The 20,151-nt window shown below is 65.4% G+C and carries 20 protein-coding genes and 1 pseudogene; 6 read left to right on the top strand and 15 right to left on the bottom strand.

The features are described 5' to 3' along the window. Positions 1 to 296, bottom strand: a pseudogene (locus JWQ90_RS10560) (hypothetical protein); the annotation flags it as partial. Positions 297 to 426: 130 nt separating this feature from the next. Between JWQ90_RS10560 and modA the strand changes: the two are divergent. The 3 genes from modA to JWQ90_RS10545 all read left to right on the top strand — a co-directional run bounded on the left by modA (position 427) and on the right by JWQ90_RS10545 (position 2,635). Then, entirely contained in the window at positions 427 to 1,203 is a 777-nt protein-coding gene (gene modA, locus JWQ90_RS10555) for a molybdate ABC transporter substrate-binding protein (RefSeq protein ID WP_299693256.1), read from the top strand. 89 nt (positions 1,204 to 1,292) lie between these two features. Further along, the gene (gene modB, locus JWQ90_RS10550; protein ID WP_299693254.1) at positions 1,293 to 1,994 is read left to right on the top strand and encodes a molybdate ABC transporter permease subunit; all 702 of its coding nucleotides are present in this window, start codon (positions 1,293 to 1,295) and stop codon (positions 1,992 to 1,994) included. A gap of 2 nt (positions 1,995 to 1,996) precedes the next feature. Continuing rightward, on the top strand, positions 1,997 to 2,635 hold the full coding sequence (locus JWQ90_RS10545) for an ATP-binding cassette domain-containing protein (protein ID WP_299693252.1): 639 nt from the start codon (positions 1,997 to 1,999) through the stop codon (positions 2,633 to 2,635). Between the two features lie 79 nt (positions 2,636 to 2,714). Here the strand turns inward: JWQ90_RS10545 and JWQ90_RS10540 are convergent, their stop codons facing one another. From JWQ90_RS10540 to hisG, 9 genes are all read right to left on the bottom strand, one after another. After that, positions 2,715 to 3,536, bottom strand: a complete 822-nt coding sequence (locus tag JWQ90_RS10540) for a TOBE domain-containing protein (protein WP_299693249.1) — start codon at positions 3,534 to 3,536, stop codon at positions 2,715 to 2,717. Beyond that, positions 3,536 to 4,504, bottom strand: coding sequence for a threonine dehydratase (locus JWQ90_RS10535; RefSeq protein ID WP_299693246.1), 969 nt, complete (start codon positions 4,502 to 4,504; stop codon positions 3,536 to 3,538). Before JWQ90_RS10535 ends, JWQ90_RS10540 begins: the two co-directional genes overlap by 1 nt. 2 nt (positions 4,505 to 4,506) lie before the next feature. Beyond that, the gene (locus JWQ90_RS10530; protein ID WP_299693243.1) at positions 4,507 to 5,685 is read right to left on the bottom strand and encodes an ABC transporter permease; all 1,179 of its coding nucleotides are present in this window, start codon (positions 5,683 to 5,685) and stop codon (positions 4,507 to 4,509) included. Between the two features lie 5 nt (positions 5,686 to 5,690). Beyond that, positions 5,691 to 6,836, bottom strand: a complete 1,146-nt coding sequence (locus JWQ90_RS10525) for an ABC transporter permease (protein ID WP_299693240.1) — start codon at positions 6,834 to 6,836, stop codon at positions 5,691 to 5,693. A 21-nt stretch (positions 6,837 to 6,857) separates the two neighbouring features. Next, complete coding sequence (locus tag JWQ90_RS10520; RefSeq protein WP_299693238.1) at positions 6,858 to 7,547, bottom strand: ABC transporter ATP-binding protein; 690 nt, start codon at positions 7,545 to 7,547, stop codon at positions 6,858 to 6,860. A 120-nt stretch (positions 7,548 to 7,667) separates the two neighbouring features. Then, positions 7,668 to 8,906: an efflux RND transporter periplasmic adaptor subunit gene (locus tag JWQ90_RS10515; protein ID WP_299693235.1), complete on the bottom strand. Its 1,239-nt coding sequence runs from the start codon at positions 8,904 to 8,906 to the stop codon at positions 7,668 to 7,670. A 147-nt stretch (positions 8,907 to 9,053) separates the two neighbouring features. Continuing rightward, positions 9,054 to 9,941 (bottom strand): DUF4382 domain-containing protein, encoded by an 888-nt coding sequence (locus JWQ90_RS10510; RefSeq protein WP_299693232.1) that lies wholly within the window; start codon positions 9,939 to 9,941, stop codon positions 9,054 to 9,056. A 30-nt stretch (positions 9,942 to 9,971) separates the two neighbouring features. Continuing rightward, positions 9,972 to 11,282 carry a histidinol dehydrogenase gene (gene hisD / locus JWQ90_RS10505; protein ID WP_299693229.1) on the bottom strand — a complete coding sequence of 437 codons (1,311 nt, stop codon included), beginning with the start codon at positions 11,280 to 11,282 and terminating at the stop codon, positions 9,972 to 9,974. Continuing rightward, positions 11,279 to 11,929, bottom strand: a complete 651-nt coding sequence (hisG, locus tag JWQ90_RS10500) for an ATP phosphoribosyltransferase (RefSeq protein WP_299693226.1) — start codon at positions 11,927 to 11,929, stop codon at positions 11,279 to 11,281. The genes hisD and hisG overlap by 4 nt, the downstream gene beginning before the upstream one ends. A 222-nt stretch (positions 11,930 to 12,151) precedes the next feature. On the opposite strand from hisG, the gene JWQ90_RS10495 reads away from it, so the two are divergent. Next, on the top strand, positions 12,152 to 13,546 hold the full coding sequence (locus tag JWQ90_RS10495; protein WP_299693224.1) for an ethanolamine ammonia-lyase subunit EutB: 1,395 nt from the start codon (positions 12,152 to 12,154) through the stop codon (positions 13,544 to 13,546). Beyond that, positions 13,543 to 14,322: an ethanolamine ammonia-lyase subunit EutC gene (eutC, locus tag JWQ90_RS10490; protein WP_299693222.1), complete on the top strand. Its 780-nt coding sequence runs from the start codon at positions 13,543 to 13,545 to the stop codon at positions 14,320 to 14,322. The genes JWQ90_RS10495 and eutC overlap by 4 nt, the downstream gene beginning before the upstream one ends. A gap of 148 nt (positions 14,323 to 14,470) precedes the next feature. Here eutC and JWQ90_RS10485 read toward each other — a convergent pair whose 3' ends face one another. Further along, positions 14,471 to 16,648, bottom strand: coding sequence for a TonB-dependent siderophore receptor (locus JWQ90_RS10485; protein ID WP_299693219.1), 2,178 nt, complete (start codon positions 16,646 to 16,648; stop codon positions 14,471 to 14,473). Between the two features lie 158 nt (positions 16,649 to 16,806). Between JWQ90_RS10485 and JWQ90_RS10480 the strand changes: the two genes are divergently transcribed. After that, a complete protein-coding gene (locus JWQ90_RS10480; RefSeq protein ID WP_299693216.1) occupies positions 16,807 to 17,097 on the top strand; it encodes a termination factor Rho in 291 nt (96 codons plus the stop codon). 30 nt (positions 17,098 to 17,127) lie between these two features. Here the strand turns inward: JWQ90_RS10480 and JWQ90_RS10475 are convergent, their stop codons facing one another. From JWQ90_RS10475 to JWQ90_RS10460, 4 genes are read right to left on the bottom strand one after another with little or no spacing between them, the layout of a single operon-like run. Beyond that, positions 17,128 to 17,895, bottom strand: a complete 768-nt coding sequence (locus tag JWQ90_RS10475; RefSeq protein WP_299693213.1) for an NYN domain-containing protein — start codon at positions 17,893 to 17,895, stop codon at positions 17,128 to 17,130. Next, positions 17,892 to 18,488 carry a Uma2 family endonuclease gene (locus JWQ90_RS10470; protein WP_299693211.1) on the bottom strand — a complete coding sequence of 199 codons (597 nt, stop codon included), beginning with the start codon at positions 18,486 to 18,488 and terminating at the stop codon, positions 17,892 to 17,894. The genes JWQ90_RS10475 and JWQ90_RS10470 overlap by 4 nt, the downstream gene beginning before the upstream one ends. Positions 18,489 to 18,519: 31 nt before the next feature. Continuing rightward, positions 18,520 to 19,785 carry a UDP-N-acetylglucosamine 1-carboxyvinyltransferase gene (murA, locus tag JWQ90_RS10465; RefSeq protein ID WP_299693209.1) on the bottom strand — a complete coding sequence of 422 codons (1,266 nt, stop codon included), beginning with the start codon at positions 19,783 to 19,785 and terminating at the stop codon, positions 18,520 to 18,522. Positions 19,786 to 19,797: 12 nt separating this feature from the next. Then, complete coding sequence (locus JWQ90_RS10460; RefSeq protein ID WP_299693207.1) at positions 19,798 to 20,016, bottom strand: BolA/IbaG family iron-sulfur metabolism protein; 219 nt, start codon at positions 20,014 to 20,016, stop codon at positions 19,798 to 19,800. Between the last annotated feature and the right edge of the window lie 135 nt (positions 20,017 to 20,151).

The following is a 20,151-nucleotide window of genomic DNA, read 5'->3' as shown; positions in this document are numbered from 1 at the left end:
TCGGCGATGTCGGTGCCGTCGTCGTTGAACGCGGCGTAGTCGATCTGCTGCAGGGTGCCGATCTGCAGCGAGAACGCGCCGTCGGCCGAGGCAAACTTGAGGCCGTCCTCGGTTGTGAAGGTCGGCGAGGCGGCCTTGGGCTGCGCGGCCTTGAGTTTCTCGTATTCCTCCATACTGATCACGCCTTTCTGCGCCAGCGTTTCCAGCAGATCGTCCTTGGCGAAAACCGGTGCGCTGGCAGCGGCGGACAACGCGAACGTGGCGGCGGCGCACAGTGCGCGGGCCTGTTGTGACATTGGAAAGCTCCCTTGAGAATGCCGGCCGATCGTTTGTCTGGCCCTGCGTTATATAGTAGATTACATAACGAAAACGGCGGCAAGTTCTGCGCCACTTAATGATCGCTTAATGATCGAACAGGGGATACGAATGAAGTCTTCCGTCGGTGCCGTCGCGGCGCTGTTCTGTGCGGTGCTCGCGACATCCGTGCTTGCCGAAGATCGGGCCGCCGAAGATCCGGCACGCATCTACGCTGCCGCCAGCTTGACCAACGCGCTGACCGATATCGGCGCCGACTGGAAAGCATCCGGCCATCCGGCGCCGAGCCTGGTGTTCGCGGCCTCGTCGACGTTGGCCAGGCAGATCGCCGCCGGCGCGCCGGCCGATGTGTTCGGCTCGGCCGACAGCAGCTGGATGGACACGGTCGAAAAAGCCGGCAAGCTCGTGCCGGGAACGCGTATTGATCTGCTCGGCAATACACTGGTGCTGATCGTGCCCAAGGGCCGTCGCTTCGACGTGAAGATGAGTTCCGACTTCGATCTGGCCGGCGCCTACAAGGGCAAGCTGTGCACAGGTGAGCCCGGCGTCGTGCCGGTCGGCATCTATGCCAAGGCGGCGCTGCAGTCGCTGAGCTGGTGGGACAAGCTGCAGAACCGCATCGTCGGCACTGACGATGTGCGCACTGCGCTGGCTTTTGTCGAGCGCGGCGAATGCCCGCTCGGCATCGTCTACGCGACCGACGCCGCGATCAGTGCCAAGGTCGAGGTGCTGGCGACATTTCCCGAGAGCACGCATCAGCCGATCGTGTATCCATTTGCGCTGCTGAAGGATTCGCGACCGGAGGCACGCGCGCTGTTCGACTACTTGAAGACTGCGCCGGCGGCTACGGTTTTCGAGCATTACGGATTCAGCTTGCTTGCGCACTAAGGTGTAGGTCGGCAATCCTTTGCCGACGTGGTTCCCTGATCCACGACCGCGTGTCGGCAAGGGATTGCCGACCTACGATACTCACGACGATGACTCTCACTCCCGAAGAATGGACCGCGCTCTGGCTGTCGGCCAAGGTCGGGCTGTGGGCGACCATCACATCGATGCCGCTCGCGGTGCTGTGCGGCTGGTGGCTGGCGCGGCGCGAATTCCGCGGCAAGCTGATCGCCGAAACCCTGGTTCAGTTGCCGATGGTGCTGCCGCCGGTCGTGCCCGGCTACATGCTGCTGTTGCTTCTCGGCACACAGGCCCCGATCGGGGGCTGGCTGCTGGAGCACCTCGGCATCAGGCTCGCATTCGACTGGAAAGGCGCGGTGCTGGCGTCGGCGACGATGGCGTTCCCGCTGGCGGTGCAGCCGATACGGCTGGCCTTTCAGCTGGTCGATCGCCGCCTCGAGCAAGCCGCGTCCACGCTGGGTGCGACGCCGCTGCGCGTATTCATGACCATCACCTTGCCGCTGGCGGCGCCGGGCATTTTCGTCGGCGCGATCCTGTGCTTCTCGCGCAGCCTCGGCGAGTTCGGCGCGACGATGGCCTTCGTCGGCAACATCCCCGGCGAGACGCGCACGCTGCCTCTGGCGATCTATTCGTACTCGCATGTGCCGGGCGGCGACGCCGCGTCGATGCGCCTGGCGTTGCTGTCGATCGCGCTGGCGTTCGCCGCGCTGTTCGTCGGTCATCTGGTGACTACGCGCATGCGTCGCAGGCTCGACGCGCGAACTCACGACTGAACATGCTCGACGTCGACCTGTCATTCCGCCGCGGTTCCTTCGATCTCGAAATCGCGCATGGTTTCGGCGAAGGCGTGACCGGCATCTGCGGGCCTTCGGGCTCCGGCAAAAGCACCTTGCTGGCGCTGGCCGCCGGCCTGCTGTCGCCGGCTCGCGGCAGCATTCGTTTCGACCGTCAAACGCTGGTCGATTGCGCGCAGCGCGAGTTCGTGCCGGCGTATCGGCGCCGCTTCGGCCTGGTATTTCAGGACGGCCAGTTGTTCCCGCATCTGACGGTGTCCGCAAACCTGCTGTACGGCTGGCGCGGTCTGGCGCACGGGCAGCGGCGTTTCACGCTGGAAGGTGTGACCGCCTTGCTGGAGATCGGCGCGCTGCTGGAGCGTCGGCCCGATCAGCTCTCGGGCGGAGAGCGCCAGCGTGTCGCACTCGGCCGCGCGCTGCTGTATTCGCCGCGACTGCTGCTGCTGGACGAGCCGCTATCGTCGCTGGATACGCGGCTGAAAGCGCAGATCCTGCCGTTCCTGAAACGCGTGCGCGACGAGACGAAATTGCCGATGCTTTATGTCAGCCATTCGCCGCAGGAAGTCGCGTATCTGGCGGACCAGGTGTTGCAGATAGAGAACGGTCGCCTGGTACCCTGAACGGTAGGAGCGGGTCATACCCGCGACTCAGGCTCCACCGGCACAGTCGCGGGTATGACCCGCTCCTACAGTTCCACGATCAACCGGCGACGCCGATGATCACGCTGGATGCCTTGAACAGCGCCGTCACCGCAATGCCGGGCTTCAAAGCCAGACTCTGCGCGCTGGTGTTGGTGACGATCGCCGCCAGCGTATTGCCACCTTTCAGATCGACCGTGACTTCGGTATTCACCGCGCCCGGCGTCAGCGCTTTGACGCTGCCGCGCAGCTGATTGCGCGTCGACAGCTTCAGCGTCGGGCCGGTGTCGTCAACGCCGAGTATCACCCACGAAGCCTTGATCAGCGCGACCGCGTCCGAGCCGGTTTTCAGGCCCAGCTGCTCGACGCTCTGATGCGTAATCACCGCGACGATGCGATCGCCGCCCTTGATCTCCAGCTCCACTTCATCGTTAACCGCGCCGGCCGCGATGCGGACGACGCGGCCCCACAGCTGGTTGCGTGCACTGGTTTTCATCGCGAGTCTCCCCAGCAATTGCAGATCGCCGCGGCGATCCTTCAGCCGGCGGTTGAGCGCTTCTACGAACAGCAGGTGTTCTTCGGCCGCAGCGCGGTAGCTCTCGACCAGCGCGACGCCGCGCGGCGTCAGCTGGGTGCCGCCGCCGCCGCGACCACCGGCGATGCGTTCCACCAGCGCCGCGTCGGCCATGTTGTTCATCGCCTCCACCGCGTCCCAGGCGCCCTTGTAGCTGAGGCCGACGGCTTTCGCCGCGCGGGTGATCGAGCCGGTTTTACCGATCGCCTCCAGCAGCTCGATGCGCTGCGCGCCGGCCAGCGTGCCGGCCTTTGAGGCCAGACTGAGGCTGGCCTGCAGTTGCAGCGCGGCCGGCTTTCTCGCCGCCATCAGCCGGCCAGCACCGAGCCCAGCACCGAGCCGAAGACGTCGCGATCGACATTGCCGCCGGACAGTACCAGGCCGATGCGGCGGCCGCGAATGTGTGCGGACTCTTGTGCGGCGGCTGCGCAAGCGGCTGCACCGGCGCCTTCGGCAACCTGGTGCGTGCATTGGAACAGCGTGCGCATGGCGCTGGCGATCTGCTCGTCGCTGACTTCGACGATACGCTGCGCACTACGACGGATGATGGCCAGCGCGAGCGGGTCGGGCTTGCGGCAGGCCATGCCGTCGGCGAGCTGCGTCGTAACCGCATGTTCGATCGGCAGCCCTTGTGCGAACGACAGCGCGTACGCCGGCGCACCCGTGGAAACCACGCCGACGATTTCGGTCGACAGCTGCAATGCATCGCGTGCGGCAATCGCCGCGCAGATTCCGGAGCCCTGGCCGATCGGCACGTACACCGTATGCAAATCGGCTGCGGCCGTGAAGAATTCAAGCCAGTAGCTGGCGACGCCGGCGATCAGCAGCGGGTGGAACGACGGCACCATATGCAGATTGCGTTCGTCCGCGAGGCTTTCGGCGTGCTCGCGCGCCGCCTGAAAATCATCGCCGTATTCGATCAGTTCGACACCGAGGCTGCGCATCGCCGCGTTTTTCTCGCGGCTGTTGCCGAAAGGCACGACGATCGTGGCCTGGATGCCGTGACGCTTCGCGGCGAAGCCGACCGACTGTCCATGATTGCCGCGTGTGGCGCTGACCACGCCGCGTTGCGCGTGGCCATTGCGGGCGAGGTGATCGAAGTAGACCAGGCCGCCGCGGATCTTGAACGCGCCGACCTGAGTGTGGTTCTCGTGCTTGAGCCAGACTTCGGTGCCCAGCTGCTCGCACAGCAGCGGCCAGCGGTACTGCGGCGTCGGCGGCATCACCGCGTGGACGATGCGCGCCGCCGCTTCCAGCTCTGCGAGCGTCGCTTGCATCGTCAGGTGGCACGCAGCGCGGTTGCGATCGGCAGTCGCGCGGCGCGGATCGCCGGGAACAGCCCACCGAGCGAGCCAATCACGCAGGCCAGCACGATGCCGGAGATTACCAGTGCGGGGCTGACGGTGAGCTGGAACACCACTTGGCTAAAGTTGGAGCCGAGGGTGCTGACCGCGTTGCCGTTGAAGAAAACCCACGCCAGCGCCGCGCCAATGATGCCGCCGAGCAGCGACAGCAGCAGTGCTTCGACGAAGATCGAAATCACCACCGGCATTGCGCCGAAGCCGATTGCGCGCAGCGTGGCGATCTCGATGCCGCGCGCCGACACCGCTGAATACATCGTGTTCAAGGCACCGAACGTAGCGCCGATCGCCATGATGCCGCCGACGAAATAGGCCATGAAATTGAGCAGAGTCGTGATCTGTTTGGATTGCTCGGCGTAGTACTCGGGCTCGCGCTTGGCGTCGACCGTCAGCGTCGGATCGGTCGTCAGGTGGTCCTTGAATGCCTCGAAGGAATCAGGGGATTCCAGCAGCACCGTGATCGACGAGAAGCCGGTGCGGCGAAACGCTGACTGCACGGTGTCGACGTCGCCGATCAGCTCGGATTCGTGGTTGTCGCCGCCAGTGCTGAATACGCCGACGATGGTCCAGTCCGATTCGCGGAAGTTCAGCCGGCTGCCGACGGTCACACCCTTGAACTGCTTCAGCGCGGCCTCGCCGACAATCAGTTCGCGTACCGCAGGCTCGAACATACGGCCCTGCACGATCCGCAACTCCGGCCGCAGGCGGGTGAACTTGGCGCCCGTGCCGCGCAGCGTGACGTTGGAATCGGAACCATCGGAAATCTTCGGCAGGTTGACGATCGTCACCATGTCGCCAGTGCCGATCGGCTTGCCGTCAGCGTCCTTCCGGATGCCGGGCGAATCCAGCACGGTTTGTACGCTGTCGCGTCCCATGCCGCTGTTGATCTCCGCCTGCGAGCCGCCGCGCAGTACGATTGCGCGGTCCGGGCTGCCGGCTTTGGCCACGGTCTGGTTGAAGCCGGTCGCCATCGCCAGCACCGACACCAGTACGGCGACGACACCGGCGATGCCGACGACGATGACCGACGAGGCACCGAGCCGTTGCGGCACCGCGCGCAGGTTCATCGCGACGACGGCGGATGTCTGTTTGAACATGGCGCCTAACTCCTTAATGCATCGACGATGTTGAGGCGGCTGGCACTCAGTGCCGGCGGCAGGCCCGTCAGAACGGCCAGCACGACCGCGATCAGGCCGCCAGTGGCGAGCACTTGCAGCGGCAGGCTTGCCGCGCCGATCTTGCCGGCGATCAGCGGGAAGATCATCTGAGCGAGCAGCAGGCCCAGCGCGGCGGCCAGCAGGCACAGCAACAGCGATTCGGCGAACACCAGCGTCAGCACTTGGCCATCGCTAAAGCCCAGCGTCTTGAGCACCGCCATTTCCGGAACGCGCTCGCGTACCGACTGCATCATCGTGTTGCCGGTCAGGAACAGCAGCGTGAAGAACACGGCGCCCAGGATCGCGGTGACGATGAAGTTGATGTCGCCGAACTGCTTCATGAAGCCCTGCGCGAATTCCTTTTCGCTCTGGCTCTTGGTTTCGTCGGAGGAGTTCTCGAACAGCTTGTCGATGGCCTGGGCGACGGCCGCAGACTGGTTGGGGTCCTTCACGCTGACGATCCACCAGCCGATGGTGCCGTTGCGGAACGCCCGGGCCTCGTCGAAGTAGCTGTAGTTGAAGATCGCGCCGTCGGTCTGGCTGGGATCGCCGGTGAAGTCGTAGAAGCCGACGACGTCGAAGGCCCAGTCTGACTGGCCGTCGGCCTTGCGTGTCCAGATGTTGGAGTGCAGCGGAACCCGGTCGCCTATCTTCCAGCCGTATTTCTTTGCGGCGACCGTTCCGATCAGAATCCCGGAGCGGGTGCGCTTGAGCGCCTCGACCTGGTCCGGTGCGACTTTCACCTCGGGGATCGTGGCGAGATAGCGGTCGATGTCGGTGGGCACCGCGAACAGGAAGTTCTTCTGTTCCTGATAGCGCGCGTCGAACCAAACGGCGTAGGTGACATGGGCGACGCCGGGCAGTGCGTCCATCTGCTGCATCTGCGACAGCGGCAGCGCCTCGGTCAGTGAGATGCGGCTCGACACGATCAGGCGGTTGACGTTGGCGTTGTCGACGCCCGAATGGAACGCCGCGTTGACTCCCTGCAGCATTCCGAATAGTAAGAATGCGATCATGATCGACATCAGCGTGAAGATCGTGCGTATCTTCTTGCGCCACAGCGTGGCCCAAAGCAGCGGGAAGAATTTCATCGTGTCGCTCCTATCGCGCGCTTAGGCCGCGACTGTCGTGCCGACCAGCAGGCCCTTGTCGAGATGCATCTGATGGCTCGCGAATTCGGCGGCCTTCGGATCGTGCGTGACCATGACGATGGTCTTACCGTGTTCGCGATTCAGCGTCTGCAGCAGGTGCAGGATTTCGTCCGCGGTGTTGCGGTCGAGATCGCCGGTGGGTTCGTCGCAGACCAGCAGCGTCGGATCGGCAACCAGCGCCCGCGCGATCGCGACGCGCTGCGCCTGGCCGCCGGAAAGCTCGTTGGGCTTGTGCTTGGATCGATCGGCGAGGCCGACCACGGCGAGCGCGGCTTCGGCGTTCTTCTTGCGCTGCGCGGCCGACAGCGAGGTCAGCAGCAGCGGCAGTTCGACATTGCGCTGCGCCGTCAGCATGGGCATCAGATTGTAGAACTGGAACACGAAGCCGATGTGGCGGGCGCGCCACTTGGCGAGCTTGGAGCCCGACAGCGTGTCGATGCGTTCGCCGGCCACTGCGACCGATCCGGTGCTGGGCTGGTCGAGCCCGCCGATCAGGTTCAGCAGCGTGGTTTTGCCGGAGCCGGACGGCCCCATCAGCGCGACGAAATCGCCCTGTGCGATTTCCAGGTCGATACCGTGCAGCACTTCGACGGTCTGTTTGCCCCGCGTATAGCGCTTGGTGACGCCGCTCAGTGTAACGATTGCATTCATGATCCAGATCCCTCGTGGTTCTTAGCCCTTGTATCTGCGTAATCCGAGTAGGTTGGGGTGAGCGTAGCGAACCCCAACATTGCGCCAACGACCGTTGGGGTTCGCTGCGCTCACCCCAACCTACGGTTGTACTTGTACCTTGACTCCATCTTCGAATTTCGAGCTGTCGCCGATCGCGACACGCTCGCCGGCCGACAGGCCGGCCAATACGCTCAGCTGGTCGCCGTTCTTCGCGCCGAGTTTGACCCCGCGGCGCTCCAGCTTGTCGTCGCGGATCACCCAGGCCACGCCGGCATCGCCGTTGACCTGCACCGCATCGGCGGGCACCGTCACGCCGGGTTTCGCGGCGTTCCCGCTGCCTGGCGTTGGTGCTTCGCTGAGAAACGCCACGCGTGCGCCCATGTCGGGCAGCACGCGCGGATCGCCCTTCTGCTTGAAGCCGACGCGCACCTTGACTGTGGCCTTGGCGCGGTCGGCGGTGGGGATGATGGCGATCACTTCGGCCGGGATTTCCCAGTCCGGATACGCATTGAGCTTGATCGTCGCTGCCTGGCCGGCGCGCACGCGGTTGATGAAGTTTTCATTGACGTCGACTTCGACCTCCAGCGAATCCATGTCGACGATGGTGCCCATGCCGGTGCGGGTGAAGCCGCCGCCGGCCGACAGCGGCGACACGATCTCGCCGGTCTGCGCGGCCTTCACCGTGATCACGCCGGCGAACGGCGCGCGCACCACGGTGTCGTCGAGGCTTTTCTGCGAAACCTCGACGCCCTGTAACGACACGTCGACGCTGCGCGCCGCGGTGTTGAGCTGGGCTTTCAGATCGTCGAGCGCGGTCTGCGCATTGTCGACTTCGGACTGGCTGACGAAGTGCTGGGCCAGCAACTGCTGCTTGCGCTGGTAATCGCGCTGCGCATTGGCGAGCTGCACGCGCACCTGGTCATGAGCGGCACGCGCATAGGCCAGCTGCGCACTCGCCTGGCCGTAGCCGGCGCGGATGTTGGTGTCGTCTAGCCGGCCGACGATTTCGCCGGCGTCGACGTGCTGGCCTTCCTCGATCAGCACTTCGGTGACCTTGCCGGTGATCTTGGCCGACACCGTCGCGGTGCGCCGCGCTACCACGTAGCCGGAGGCGTCGAGCAGCGAGGCCGGGCCCGAGCTGCCGCCGCTGGCGGCCACGACCGAAGCGGCCTTGACCGGCAGGCCGCTGGGCTTCATCAGCCACCAGCCCAGGCCGCCAGCGATCAGCAGCAGGATGATCACGAGCAGGATCCATTTGCCTGTGCCGCCGCCGCCGTCAGAATGCTCGGGCTCGCGGTCGATCTTCAACTGGCCCAATAGCGCCGATTTGTCGTTCATTCCAGCCATATGCATCGAGCGCGGTCCCCGCCGCGAGGCGGCTAGCTTGGCAGGTTGGCGTTAGGCGTCAACTGCGCTGGTGGTTTCACCTCAGGCGATTGCGCCTGCAAGCTCACACGTCGGCAAGGGATTGCCGACGGTGATGCGCTAATTGAAGTCCTGGTCCTGCTCGTCGCCTTCGTCGAGGCTGACGTCGTGGGTGTCGTTGAGAAAGCCGATTTCGTCCTGGCTGGTCGAGGGGTTTTCCTGGTCGCCGTCGCAGGTCAGCGCCAGCGTGTAGTCGCCCGGCGGCAGCACGCCGATGTTGTATTGCCAGCTGCTGCTGCCGCTGCTGTGCACCGGCGTGCTGGCGACCGGGTCGGGCTCGCTGCCGTCGTAGTCGTCGGGTGCCACGCTGTCGCCGAGTTTCTTGAATGCGTAGATCGCGACACCGACTCCGGTGCTGCGGCCGTCCCGGCAGCTGCTGGTGCTGATCAGCGAGTCCTTGACGCTGCCGCTGACGCGCGCCGCCTTGGTGTCGCGCGCGGCGCGGAGCACCGGCGTCAGGCTGGGACTGCTGCTGTCGGCCGTCAGGGACAGGCGCAGGTCCAGACGTACCTGCACGGTGTAGGTCTTGCCTTTTTTCTTGACGGTCAGATTCAGCGGGGTGAACTCGTTGCTGGCGTTGATCGTCAGCGGCCGCCGCCCGTGGCTGGTATCGATCACGTAGTTGTCGCTGTCGTCGCTGCTGGAGTCGTGAAACTCCAGACGGATGCCGGTGTAGTCGCCCGCATCGAGGGCCTCGGCGTCCAGCAGCGGGAAGGTGACGTTGTCGAAGCGCATCAGGTTGACGCGCACGGTGTTATCGAAATCGATCCGGTCTTCGCTGCCGTCGTCGCGCTGCAGTGTGATGCCGTCGAGCGACACGTCGACTTCCTGGGTCGTGACCGCCGCCGGCGGATCGGCCGACAGCTCGACGCCGATGCGTCCGTCCTCGCAGGCGGCCAGCAGGCCGGCGAAGGCAAGGATCAGGCTGCAGCGTGCGAGTCTCGTCATGGCGTGCGCACCTCGGTTGTACTGAGAAGTCTAGCCGCGATCACGCGCCGAGGCGGCGTGTGCGTGCAGGCCTTCGGCGTCGGCGATGCGGCCGGCGATCGCCGCCAGCGGCCGGGCACCGTCGGCGCTGCATTCGATCAGGCTGCTGCGCTTCTGGAACTCGTAGACGCCGAGCGGATTGGAAAAGCGCGCGGCGCGCGAAGTCGGCAGCACGTGGTTCGGGCCGGCGCAGTAGTCGCCGAAGGCTTCCGGTGCGTGACGGCCGAGAAACACCGCACCGGCATGACGGATGTTCTCGAGCAGCGCACGCGGGTCGGCGACCGACAGTTCGAGGTGTTCGGGTGCGATGCGGTTGCTGATTTCGGCGGCCTGCTGCAGATCGCGGACCGCGATCAGCGCGCCGCGGCCGCGTAGCGCGGCGCGCACGATCTCGGCACGCGGCAGCTCGGCGATGCGCTGTTCCATCGCATCGGCAACGCGCTCGAGGTAGACGATGCTAGGGGCGATCAGGATCGCCTGCGCGTCCTCGTCGTGCTCGGCCTGGCTGAACAGGTCCATCGCGATCCAGCGCGGATCGGTCTCGCCGTCGCAGATCACGACGATCTCGGACGGCCCGGCGATCGAGTCGATGCCGACGCGGCCGAACACGGCGCGCTTGGCGGCGGCCACATAGGCGTTGCCGGGGCCGACGATCTTGTCGACCGCCGGGATCGTGGCCGTGCCCCAGGCCAGCGCGGCGATCGCCTGGGCGCCGCCGACCGTGAACACCCGATCGGCGCCCGCCAGGTACGCGGCGCCGAGCACCGCGTCGTTGGGCGCATCGCCGCCGGCGCCGCCCGGCGTCGGCACTGCCATGATCACTTCCGGCACGCCGGCGACCTTGGCCGGGATCACGTTCATCAGCACGCTGGACGGATACGCCGCCTTGCCGCCAGGGACGTAGACGCCGACCCGGTCCATGGCGGTGACGCGCTGGCCGAGGCGGTTGCCGAGCGCATCAGCGAACTCCCAGCTTTCTAGCTTCTGATGCAGCGCATAGGCGCGGATGCGCTCCGCGGCCTGTTCCAGCGCCGCTTGCAGATCGGCCGGCAGGCGATGCCAGGCCGCCTTCTGTTCGGGCTTGGAGACCTCCAGCGCGGCGGCGTCGGTCACCGTGCGCCGATCGTAGCGGTTGGTGTACTCGAGCAGCGCGACATCGCCGCGTTTGCGAATGTCGGCGACGATGGCGTCGACGGTCTGGGTCACCCGCGCGTTCTGCTCCGGCGCGCGGTCCAGCAGCTGTTCGAGCTGTGCGTCGAAGTCCGGTGCGGCGGCATCCAGGCGCAGGATCTCGATGCTCACGAGCGGTTCCTGCTCGCGTCGGCGGCGCGGAACGCATCGATCAGTGCCTGGATCGCGGCGTGCTTCATCTTCATCGACGCCTTGTTCACGACCAGGCGCGAGCTGATGTCGCAGATCTTCTCGATCTCGACCAGGCCGTTGGCGCGCAGCGTATTGCCGGTGGCGACCAGATCGACGATCTGGTCGGCGAGCCCGACCAGCGGCGCCAGTTCCATCGAGCCGTAGAGCTTGATGATCTCGACCTGCTCGCCGCGCGCGGCATAGAACCGTCGCGCGATCTCCGGGTACTTGGTGGCGATGCGCAGCCGCCGGCCCCTGGGCGCGACGTATCCGCGCACCGCGGCGACCGACATGCGGCACTGGGCGATGCCGATGTCCAGCGGTTCGTACAGCTCGCTGCCGCCCTGGTCGAACTGATGTTCCATCAGCACGTCCTTGCCGACGATGCCCAGGTCCGCGGCGCCGTGTTCGACATAGGTCGGCACGTCGGCCGGCCGGATCATCACCAGCGACACGTCGGCGCGCTGCGAGGGCACGCGCAGCAGCCGGTCGATGTCGCCGGCCGGCGCGATGCCGATGGCTTCGAGCATCGGCAGGCTTTCTTCAAGGATTCGGCCCTTGGACAGGGCGAGGGTGAGGCCGTTCATCAGGGGCATCGGTGATGCGAAAGGGCCGGGATTTTAACCGACAGGCGTTACCGGCATATTCCGGGGGCATCAGGCCAGCCCGGTCGCGGAACTGTAGGAGCGGCTCTTAGCCGCGATTGAGGCCTCACCGGCACAATCGCGGCTAAGAGCCGCTCCTACAGGCAGCGGATTGACTTTAGGCTCCGGACTGAACCCTGGTCCGTCCCTTGCTGCCCAAATCCCATGAGCTACCAGCACTCCATCGGCATCCGGTCCCATCGCTTCGACACGCTGCGCGAGCTGATGGCCAAGGCGACCCCGGCGCGCTCCGGCGACTACCTGGCCGGCGTCGCCGCCGCCACCGCCGAGGAGCGTATGGCGGCCAAGCTGGCGCTGGCCGAGGTGCCGCTGGCGCACTTCCTCGAGGACCTGCTGATCCCCTACGAGGCCGACGACGTGACCCGGCTGATCGTCGACGGCTTCGACCGCGCCGCTTTCGCCCCGGTCTCGGGCCTCAGCGTCGGCGGCTTCCGAGACTGGCTGCTGTCGGATGACGCCACCCCAGCGATGCTCACCGCGCTGGCCCCCGGCCTGATGCCCGAGATGGTCGCCGCGGTTTCCAAGCTGATGCGCAACCAGGATTTGATTTTGGCCGCGCGCAAATGCCGGGTGACGACGCGCTTCCGCAACACCATCGGCCTGCCGGGCCGGCTCGCGGTACGGCTGCAGCCCAATCACCCGACCGACGACCCCAAGGGCATCGCCGCCTCGACGCTGGACGGCCTGCTGTACGGCTCCGGCGACGCGGTGATCGGCATCAACCCGGTCAGCGACGAGCCCGGCAAGCTGATGGCGATGTGGCGGCTGCTGGACGAGTTGATCGCGCGCTTCGACATCCCCACGCAGAGCTGCGTGCTGACCCATGTGACGCGGCAGATCGAGGCGATCGAGCGCGGCGCGCCGATCGATCTGGTGTTCCAGTCGATCGCCGGCACCGAGGCTGCGAACAAGAGTTTCGGCATCAACCTGGCGATGCTGCAGGAGGCCTACGAAGCGGGCCTGTCGCTGAAGCGCGGCACCGTCGGCGACAACCTGATGTATTTCGAAACCGGGCAGGGCAGCGCGCTGTCGGCCAACGCGCATCACGGCGTCGACCAGCAGACCTGCGAGGTGCGCGCGTATGCCGTGGCAAGAAAATTCAAGCCGCTGCTGGTCAACACCGTGGTCGGCTTCATCGGTCCCGAATATCTGTACGACGGCAAGCAGATCATCCGCGCCGGCCTCGAGGATCATTTCTGCGGCAAGCTGCTCGGCCTGCCGATGGGCGTCGACGTCTGCTACACCAACCATGCCGAAGCCGATCAGGACGACATGGATAATCTGCTGATCCTGCTCGGCGCGGCCGGCGTCAGCTACATCATGGGCATCCCCGGCGCCGACGACATCATGCTCAATTACCAGAGCACCAGCTTTCACGATTCGCTGTTCGTGCGTGAAGCACTGGGCTTGAAACACGCACCGGAATTCGAAGCCTGGCTGGAACGCATGAAGCTGATCGACGCGCACGGCCGTCTGCAGGATGCGCGTCAGTCCGGCGCGCTGCCGGCGCTGACCGCGTTCACCGAGGCCGCTCAATGAGCGACGGCAAAATCGACACGCTGGCGGCAAACACGACGGACAGCGTGCTGCCGAATCCGTGGACGGCGCTGCGTCGTCACACGGCCGCGCGCATCGCGTTGGGCCGTACCGGCAGCAGCCTGCCCACCCGCGAAGTGCTGGCCTTCGGCCTCGCTCATGCGCAGGCACGCGACGCCGTGCATCTGCCGCTCGATGTGCCGGCCCTGCGCGCGCAGCTCGAAGCCGAGCAGTGGTCGGTGGTTGAAGTAGCGAGCCGCGCTGCTGATCGCGCGGCCTATCTGGCACGGCCCGACTGGGGCCGTCGTCTGCGGCCGGAAGCCGCGGAACATTTGAAGCAGCTGCCGCGCGACGCGGACCTGGTTTTCGTGATCAGCGACGGCCTATCGTCGACTGCGGTGCAGAGCAATGCGCTGCCCTTGTTGCAGGCGCTGAAGCCGTTGCTGGATGGCGTCAGTATCGCGCCGGTCGTTATCGCGACGCAGGCGCGCGTGGCGCTCGCCGATGAAGTCGGCGAGCTGCTGGGCGCGCGCATGGCGATCAGCCTGATCGGCGAGCGCCCGGGGCTGTCCTCACCCGACAGCCTCGGCGCCTATCTCACCTACGCGCCCAAGGTCGGCAACACCGACGAGGCGCGCAACTGCATCAGCAACATCCGGCCCGAAGGCTTCGCGATCGGTGCCGCCGCGCTGCTGATCGCCGCCAACATCCGCGCCGCGCTGCACGCACAGCTGTCCGGCGTCGCGCTGCGCTTCGATCCCTCAAAAGCGCTGACGTAGGTTGGGGGTAGGTTGGGGTGAGCGCAGCGAACCCCAACGATCACCGTCGCAATGTTGGGGTTCGCTGCGCTCACCCCAACCTACACGGCTCGCCTCGTAAATTGCGCGTGTCGAACCCGGGTGAAACCCGGGGTTTTCCCGGCCACGCTCAGAAGTCGTAACGCAGCGTCGCCATCGCACTGGCCGGCTCGCCGTAGTACAGATTCCCGTACTCGTCGACCACGTAGTACTTCTTGTCGAGCAGGTTGTTGCCGTTGAGCTGTGCCGACAGATGCGGCGTGATCTGGTACCGCGCCATCAGGCTGGCCTGGATGAACGAGCCCTGCTTGACTTGCGCGGTGTCGCCGGCCAGCGAACTTTCCACGGTCACGTAATTGTCCGACTGCCAGTTGAGGCCGCCGCCGATGCTCAGCTCGTGCAGCGCGCCGGGCAAAGTCCAGGTGGTGAACGCGCGTACCATCGTGCGCGGGATGTAGCCTTTCACGGTCGCGCCGTCGGTATCCTGCATCGTGTAGTGCGACCAGCCCAGTGACAGGTTCCAGTCCTTCAGCACTTCGCCGTTGGCTTCGAGCTCGAAGCCGCGCGTGCGCGTGCCGTCGGCTTCGAGATAGGCCTGGCGCATTGGATCGTCGTTGACGTCTTCGCCGAAGTCGGTCACCGCGACATTGTCCTGGCGCGTATCGAACAGGGTCAGCGCGGTGTTCAGTCGGCCGCCGAAGTGTTCGCCCTTGATGCCGATTTCGGTGCTGTATCCGTCCAGAGGATCGAGGTAGCTGCCATCCTGCCTCTGGTACTTCTGCGGATTGAAGATCTTGGTATAGCTGGCGAAGGCCGAATAGGTCTTGTTCAGATCGTAGATCAGACCGGCGTAGGGCGTGACGCGTCTGTAATCCTGCTCGGCCGCATCGGGGCCATCGTAGACGTAGTAGTCGCTGCTTTTCCACGTGCTGTAGCGCGCACCGGCGATCAGCTTCAGCGGGTCGGCCAGCGACAGCCGCAGCGCGGTGTACGCGGCGCTCTGACGGGTACGGACGCGCGCGATGTAGTCGCCTTCGCTTGCGAACTCGGGCTCGGGATACGAGCCGTCCCATTCGTAGAAGTTGCCGACATCGGCCAGGTCGCCGGGCTGGTACTCGTAGGAATCCACGTGCAGCCAGGACCCCATGCCGCCGACCACCAGTTCGTGCTTGCGGCCGAACAGCTCGAACGGCCCGCTCAGATACGCGTCAACCGAATTCTGGCGGCCGTGATCGTCGCTGCGATACGCATACGGATACAGCCCTTCACCGGTTTGCTTGTCCGGAAAACCGAAGACGTAGAACAGGTTCGCGTTGCCGTCGGTTGCACGCCTCGACACGGTCGAGCGCAGCGACCAGCCGTTGCCGAACTGGTGATTGAGTTCGGCGAACGCGGTCTGTGTTTTATTGTTCCAGTAGCTCCAGTCGGTGGCCGTGGTCACCGAGCGCGGCCAGTCGGTGCGAGTGCCGTCGCTGAAGAACAGCGGGAACGAGCCCCAGGTGTTGCCTTGCGGCAAGGTCTGCTGGTAGTCGTAGCCGACGCTGAGCCGCGTGTTCGGCGACAGGTCGGCGTCGACGATGCCATAGAACACCTGCTTTTCGTTTTTGTACAGATCCATGTACGAATCGCGGTTCTGATAAACGCCGACGACGCGTGCGCGGATCTTGCCGTCGCTGCTCAGCGGCGTGCTGATGTCGGCGGTGCTGCGAAAATCGTCCCAGGAGCCGTAGCTCAGCGAGGCCGAGCCGATGAAGATCTCGCTGTCGGCATGCTTGCGCACCAGGTTCACCGCGGCCGAGGGATTGCCGGCGCCGGTCATCAGGCCGGTAGCGCCGCGCACGATTTCGATGCGCTCATACAGCGCGGTGTCCAGCGTGGCGTCGGTGGAGCCGGCATTGAGTCCAGGCGCGACCGGCACGCCGTCGTACAGCGTGTTGTCGATGATGAAACCGCGCGAGGTGAACACCACGCGCTCGCTGTCGTAGGCGTAGGAATAGACGCCGGTGGTGTTGTCGAGCACGTCGCGCATCGACTGCAGGTTCTGGTCGTCCATGCGCTGGCGCGTGACGACGGTGACCGACTGCGGCGTGTCGCGCAGACTCAGCGGCAGCTTGGTGGCCGAGGCGCTGCCGTCGACGGTGTAGGCCTTGTCGGCGGCTTCAGTGACGGTCACTGTGTCGAGGACGACGGCCTTGTCGGCCGGGCTCTGGTCCTGGGCCTGGGCGCTGCAGGAAATGCACAGAACCAGCAGCGTACGGCAGAAAAAAACGGGAGGGCTGAGGGGGTGACGCAGAGCTGCGGCAGGCATCGCGAGATCCTTCGTGGTGGGCAGGGATGAGGTGTTGCCTGCCGGACGAGGACGCGATGTCGGTTGGTGAGCGTGATTGTAGGGGCGGCTTGGATTTCAGTCGAGAGTCAGCATCCGCGTCCACACTGGGACTTCGCTTGCAAGCACAGGAGTCCGTCATGCCCAGAGGAGACAAATCGGCCTATACGGCCGCCCAGAAACGCAAGGCCGAGCACATCGAAGACAGCTACGAGGCGCGCGGCACGCCGAAGAAGGAAGCGCAAGCCCGCGCCTGGGCCACCATCAATAAACAGACCGGCGGCGACGAGAAGTCGGGTTCGGGTAAATCGACGAAGAAGACCGCCAAGGAAGCTGCGCGCAAGGATTCGGCGCGGCGTGCGGTGGCGACGAAGCAGGGCCGGTCACCGAACCGGGGTCCTTCGGCCAAGCGCAGCGCATCCAAGAAGTAGAGCTGCTCGCTCCTGCAGCGGTAATCCGTCTCAGCTTTTTTTGGAGCCGCCGCCGCGCCGGGCGCGGATGTAGACGCCCTTGCTGCGCCCGTCCTCATGCCGGCGCTGCTCGACTTCGAACACGTCGATCGCGGCCGCCAGATCGCTGAGCTTCCTGTAGCCATAGTTACGCGGATCAAAATCGGCGGCCTGCTTGCCGATGATCTGGCCGACGCCGCCGAGCGCGGCCCAGCCCTCGTCGTCGGCGATCGCCTCGATGCCGTCACGGAACAGCGCGATCAGTTTTTTATCGGTCTTCAGCGCGGCGGATGGTTTGGCTCTGGGGGCCGAACCGACTTCGGCGCTCTCGGGTGCCGCGGGTTCGCGCAGCACGTCGAGATAGATGAAGCGATCGCAGGCCGACACCAGCGAAGTCGGCGTCTTGCGCTCGCCGAAACCAAATACCGACAGCCCCGACTCGCGCAGCCGCGACGCCAGCCGGGTGAAATCGCTGTCGCTGGACACCAGGCAGAAGCCGTCGAAGCGATTGGTGTACAGCAGATCCATCGCGTCGATAATCAGTGCGCTGTCGGTCGCGTTCTTGCCGGTGGTGTATCCGAACTGCTGGATCGGCTGGATCGCCAGCGTCACCAGCACGTCTTTCCAGCCCTTCAGATTCGGCTGGGTCCAGTCGCCGTAGATGCGCTTGACGCTGGCGACGCCGTATTTCGCGATTTCCGCCAGCAGCGCCGCGGCGATCGCCGGCGTGGTGTTGTCGGCGTCGATCAGTACCGCGAGCCGCGATTGTGCCTCGCTCATTCCGCGAACACCTCTTCGAAGTCCACCGACAGATCCTGCATCGTCAGCAGCTGTACGATGCCTTCTGCGGCCAGCACCTGTGGGCGGCCGTAGTGCGCTTCGCTGTCCTGGGTGTAGATGGTCAGAACCCGGTCCTCTGGGTGCAGCAGCCAATATTCCCGGACACCGGAGGATTCGTAGAGTGCGAGCTTGCGCGTCTGGTCCTTGCGGGCGGTGCTTGTCGATAGCACTTCGACAACTACGTCCGGCGTTCCGCGGACGAAGCGGCCGTCGAGTTTGCTCTTGTCGCAGACGATGAAGATATCGGGTTGCACTACGTCGCCGGTCTGGTCGTCGTGCTGGCCGGCGCGCGGCAACAGAACGTCGACGGGGGCGATGTATGGCCGGCAAGGTTTACCGCGCAAGGCCCGATGCCACTGGGAAAAGATCGCCCCTGCGACGCTTTGATGGCGCAATGCGGGCGCCGGGCTCATGTCGTAGAAAACGCCATCGATCAGCTCGCCGCGGACTTCGTCTGGCCAGGTCCGATAGTCGGCGTAGGTGTAACGCAATTCTGGGCGGGGCAGAGCGCTCATCGGTTCTCCGGTGGCCATGCGGCCAGTCTATCCCTTCAACTGCACTTTTTTACAACAGCTGTCTAACGCGCTTGATGCGCGCGCCGAGTGCCGACAGTTTGCCTTCGATGTCCTCATAGCCGCGATCCATGTGGTAGATGCGGTCGATCAGGGTTTCGCCGTCGGCGGCCAGCGCCGCCAGCACCAGCGAGGCCGAGGCGCGCAGATCGGTGGCCATGATGGGCGCGGCCTGCAGACGCTCGCGGCCGGTGACGATGGCGAGATTGCCTTCGATGCGGATGTCGGCGCCGAGGCGCATCAGCTCCTGTGCATGCATGAAGCGGTTTTCAAAAATGGTTTCGCGGATCGTGGCTACGCCTTCGGCGACGCAGTTCATCGCCATCATCTGCGCCTGCATGTCGGTCGGGAAACCCGGATGCGGCATTGTGTGGATGTTCACGGAAGTTGCGCGGCGGTTCTGCATGTCGACTTCGATGAAGTCGGTGCCGGTCTTCAGCTTGGCGCCGGCCTGCTGCAGTTTTACCAGCACCGCGTCGAGCAGACTCGGATCGGTGTGGGTGACGCGCACGCGGCCGCGAGTCACCGCGGCCGCCAACAGATAAGTACCGGTCTCGATGCGGTCGGGCAACACGCGATGCGTGGCCGCGTGCAGCTTTTCGACTCCCTGGATACGGATCGTGGTAGTGCCGTCGCCGCTGATCCTGGCGCCCATCGCGCGCAGGCAGCGCGCGGTGTCGACGACCTCGGGTTCGCGCGCCGCGTTCTCCAGGATCGTCTCGCCCTCGGCCAGCGTCGCCGCCATCATCAGGTTCTCGGTGCCGGTCACGGTCACCGTGTCGAAGACGATGTGCGCGCCTTTGAGTTTCTTGCACTGGGCGTGGATGAAGCCGCCGTCGAGCGTGATCTCGGCGCCCATCGCCTCCAGGCCCATCAGATGCAGATCGACCGGGCGCGCGCCGATCGCGCAGCCGCCGGGCAACGACACATGCGCCTCGCCGCGGCGCGCGACCAGCGGGCCGAGCACCAGGATCGAGGCGCGCATCGTGCGCACCAGCTCGTAAGGCGCGACGCAGGTGGTGATGGGTTTGGCGTCGAGCACGATGGTATGGGCTTCGGTCTGCTCGACCGCGACGCCCATCTGCGCCAGCAGCCTCGATGCGGTGCCGATGTCCCACAGCCTTGGCACGTTGGTGACGGTCAGCGGCTCGTCGGACAGCAGCGCCGCGCACAGGATCGGCAGCGCGGCGTTCTTGGCGCCGCTGGCGGCGATTTCGCCGTTGAGAGGGCCGTTGCCCTCGATGATGAACTTGTCCAAATCTCGACTCGGTCAGGCGGCGCGCGTGCGCAGCTGCAGGGCGTGGATGTCGCGGCCCATCTTGTCGCCGAGCGTGGCGTAGACCATGCGGTGCTGGGCCAGCGGCAGCTTGCCGGCGAACTCGGCGCAGATCACTTCGGCCTCGAAATGCTGGCCGTCGTCGCCGAATACTCGAACGGTAGCGCCGGGCAGGCCGGCTTCGATGAGCTGCTGGATTTCGGTTTTGGTCATACAGGAATACCCATTGTTAAGTTCCCTCCCCCGCGTGCGGGGGAGGGCGTTTGGCTTAGTGGAGAGTGACACAACGTCACTCTCCACACTGGGCCAACCGCGGGTGGGGGCGGACGACTCAGCGACGCTGTGACT

Source organism: Hydrocarboniphaga sp. (assembly GCF_028291725.1).
In the GTDB taxonomy this organism is placed as follows: Bacteria; Pseudomonadota; Gammaproteobacteria; order Nevskiales; family Nevskiaceae; genus Hydrocarboniphaga.
The sequence above is the reverse complement of the archived record's forward strand: the minus strand, read 5'-3'. Positions and strand labels throughout refer to the sequence as shown.

What these genes read in the sequence shown, in the direction of transcription:
- JWQ90_RS10525 (WP_299693240.1), bottom strand. Translation starts at nt 6,836, where the DNA reads ATGAAATTCTTCCCGCTGCTTTGGGCCACGCTGTGGCGCAAGAAGATA.
- JWQ90_RS10480 (WP_299693216.1), top strand. Translation starts at nt 16,807, where the DNA reads ATGCCCAGAGGAGACAAATCGGCCTATACGGCCGCCCAGAAACGCAAG.
- JWQ90_RS10545 (WP_299693252.1), top strand. Translation starts at nt 1,997, where the DNA reads ATGCTCGACGTCGACCTGTCATTCCGCCGCGGTTCCTTCGATCTCGAA.
- JWQ90_RS10495 (WP_299693224.1), top strand. Translation starts at nt 12,152, where the DNA reads ATGAGCTACCAGCACTCCATCGGCATCCGGTCCCATCGCTTCGACACG.
- JWQ90_RS10470 (WP_299693211.1), bottom strand. Translation starts at nt 18,488, where the DNA reads ATGGCCACCGGAGAACCGATGAGCGCTCTGCCCCGCCCAGAATTGCGT.
- JWQ90_RS10530 (WP_299693243.1), bottom strand. Translation starts at nt 5,685, where the DNA reads ATGTTCAAACAGACATCCGCCGTCGTCGCGATGAACCTGCGCGCGGTG.
- hisG (WP_299693226.1), bottom strand. Translation starts at nt 11,929, where the DNA reads ATGAACGGCCTCACCCTCGCCCTGTCCAAGGGCCGAATCCTTGAAGAA.
- JWQ90_RS10540 (WP_299693249.1), bottom strand. Translation starts at nt 3,536, where the DNA reads ATGGCGGCGAGAAAGCCGGCCGCGCTGCAACTGCAGGCCAGCCTCAGT.
- JWQ90_RS10460 (WP_299693207.1), bottom strand. Translation starts at nt 20,016, where the DNA reads ATGACCAAAACCGAAATCCAGCAGCTCATCGAAGCCGGCCTGCCCGGC.
- JWQ90_RS10535 (WP_299693246.1), bottom strand. Translation starts at nt 4,504, where the DNA reads ATGCAAGCGACGCTCGCAGAGCTGGAAGCGGCGGCGCGCATCGTCCAC.
- JWQ90_RS10515 (WP_299693235.1), bottom strand. Translation starts at nt 8,906, where the DNA reads ATGAACGACAAATCGGCGCTATTGGGCCAGTTGAAGATCGACCGCGAG.
- JWQ90_RS10510 (WP_299693232.1), bottom strand. Translation starts at nt 9,941, where the DNA reads ATGACGAGACTCGCACGCTGCAGCCTGATCCTTGCCTTCGCCGGCCTG.
- eutC (WP_299693222.1), top strand. Translation starts at nt 13,543, where the DNA reads ATGAGCGACGGCAAAATCGACACGCTGGCGGCAAACACGACGGACAGC.
- modB (WP_299693254.1), top strand. Translation starts at nt 1,293, where the DNA reads ATGACTCTCACTCCCGAAGAATGGACCGCGCTCTGGCTGTCGGCCAAG.
- modA (WP_299693256.1), top strand. Translation starts at nt 427, where the DNA reads ATGAAGTCTTCCGTCGGTGCCGTCGCGGCGCTGTTCTGTGCGGTGCTC.
- JWQ90_RS10475 (WP_299693213.1), bottom strand. Translation starts at nt 17,895, where the DNA reads ATGAGCGAGGCACAATCGCGGCTCGCGGTACTGATCGACGCCGACAAC.
- JWQ90_RS10520 (WP_299693238.1), bottom strand. Translation starts at nt 7,547, where the DNA reads ATGAATGCAATCGTTACACTGAGCGGCGTCACCAAGCGCTATACGCGG.
- JWQ90_RS10485 (WP_299693219.1), bottom strand. Translation starts at nt 16,648, where the DNA reads ATGCCTGCCGCAGCTCTGCGTCACCCCCTCAGCCCTCCCGTTTTTTTC.